The organism is Ciceribacter sp. RN22, from assembly GCF_024054295.1.
In the GTDB taxonomy this organism is placed as follows: Bacteria; Pseudomonadota; Alphaproteobacteria; order Rhizobiales; family Rhizobiaceae; genus Allorhizobium; species Allorhizobium lividum.
Genome location: NZ_JAMXLD010000012.1, coordinates 1 through 1,887, shown reverse-complemented (window position 1 = coordinate 1,887; position 1,887 = coordinate 1). Strand labels below are relative to the sequence as shown.

Here is a 1,887-nt window from a genome sequence, read left to right as displayed (position 1 = left end):
CCCGATCGGTACTTGACGAGGTCCGGCCGGCGCTGAATCATCTCTTCAGGCGGGGTCCAGACCGGCCACTTCTTCTTGTACTGGATACGGGCGCGGCCCGACCAGCGGAAGCCGTCCTTGCCGATCCCGACGCCGTAACGGATCGCTTCGCCGCCCGGCAGTACGAAGTAGAGATGTCGCTCCTGCAGCACCACGACGATGGTTCCGGGAGCTTCGCCGGTCGGGTCGACGACCCGCTGCCGGCGAAATCGTGCCTTGACCTTCTGATAGGGTATCGCCGGCAGGAGATAGCCTTCGTCCTGGACAGCGGCGTAGTCTGTCGCGCCTTCGCCGGCCTCGCCAAAGAGGCCGAGCCGGGGAACGATCGATGCGGTGGTAAGCGTGTCGAGACCGAGGTCTGGAAGCTGTAGGCTGCTGGAGCAGCCGCCCAGAGATAACAACCCACCGCACTGCAGCAGGCTTCGGCGTGTAATCAGGGTGGGGATGTGATGAGGCGAATCAGAGGCGTTATTCTTCAGGGTCATTGAAGCTCTCGAGCAAAGTCATTCTGCCAAGACACCATTTATTTCAACATAGTAAATTTTTGCTTTACGACGGTTTGTCGTGCAAACAGATCGAAACACCCTTGTGGGGCGATATTTTCGGGAAGGCGAAGAGCCGGCATTGGTAGTTCGCTTGTTCGGCAGGCGCCCGCCAGCCCGGCCCGTGCTCTGTGCACTGTCGTAACGTCACCCGATGCATTCAATTGCCGCTCCGGTGTCTCGTCGGGGACTGAGTGAGAAGGTTCCGATCACTTTCGCACCTGGCGACAAGGGATAATGGAACCAGCTGGGAGAGGGTAACCCTTGTGGCGTTGCCCGCATATTATCCGCGCCGGTCGGAGGGTTCATCGTCCCGCCGATGCCCGCCGGACAGAGTGCCTGTCTTGTGCGTGCTCCACCTTTGCCAGCGGGACGGACGTAGGGATGTCGTATCCGCACATTTGGCAATCGGAGCCGCAGGAGAGGACGGCACTGTCTGTCGTGGCCAGATTTCTTTTCAGGGTTCGCGACGAGACGTTGAGTTCTCTGGCGACCTCATGGAGACCGAGTTGTCTGCAGGTGATTGAACAGGATGCGAACCTGAGCTGCTCTTCGGTGAGTGCCCTGGGGCGTCCGAGCCGTTTTCCGCGGGCGCGTGCGGCGGCCATGCCGGCACGAGTCCGTTCGCCGATGATGGAGCGCTCGAACTCCGCAAGCGCCGCCATCATGTGGAACATCAGCCGTCCACCCGAAGACGCTGTGTCGATATTCTCGGTCAGCGAGCGGAAGCTGACGCCGCGCCGTCCCAGTTTCTCGAGAAGGCCGACGAGGGCGGAGAGGGATCGTCCGAGCCGGTCGAGCCTCCAGACGACGAGCGTATCGCCGGGGCGCAGTTGCGCCAGCGTGGCATCGAGACCGGTCCGTTCGAACTGGGTGCCCGATTCTCCGTGATCGCTGAAGATGCGTTCGCATCCCGCGGCCTTCAATGCCTGAAGCTGCAGGTCGAGCCGCTGCTCTTCCGTCGATACGCGTGCATAGCCGATGATCATCTCCGCCCTGCCTTCTGGCGGCGGGCGGGGATCGGGATGCCGGAGAGGAGATCGCTCAAACCAGATACTACTTTTTGTTTGCTCATATTTTTGCCACTCAACCGACCTGCTTGACAAAATGGGTCCTTTCTATCCTCGCCCGAACGGCCGTTGCTGAGATGAACACGTATTCAACAGAATCAATAACTTGCAGCGCGGTGGGCATTGAATCGGCCCTTTTGAATGCTTATGTCTTAATCGACCGATTTTGTCGCTGATAAATGTCTTTTATATCAATAGGTTACGAGGCTCCTGCGCACACCGTGACGTCCGCTCCC

At 59.7% G+C, this 1,887-nt stretch carries 2 protein-coding genes; both read right to left on the bottom strand.

What is annotated here, in order from left to right; all coding sequences use genetic code 11:
- On the bottom strand, positions 1 to 524 hold a 524-nt coding region (locus tag NHF53_RS22455; protein WP_252836185.1), incomplete at its 3' end, for a L,D-transpeptidase.
- Between the two features lie 362 nt (positions 525 to 886).
- Complete coding sequence (locus tag NHF53_RS24210; protein WP_308218703.1) at positions 887 to 1,570, bottom strand: recombinase family protein; 684 nt, start codon at positions 1,568 to 1,570, stop codon at positions 887 to 889.
- Between the last annotated feature and the right edge of the window lie 317 nt (positions 1,571 to 1,887).

Excerpts from the sequence above, each read along its gene's own strand:
- NHF53_RS24210 (WP_308218703.1), bottom strand. The coding sequence starts at position 1,570 with ATGATCATCGGCTATGCACGCGTATCGACGGAAGAGCAGCGGCTCGAC.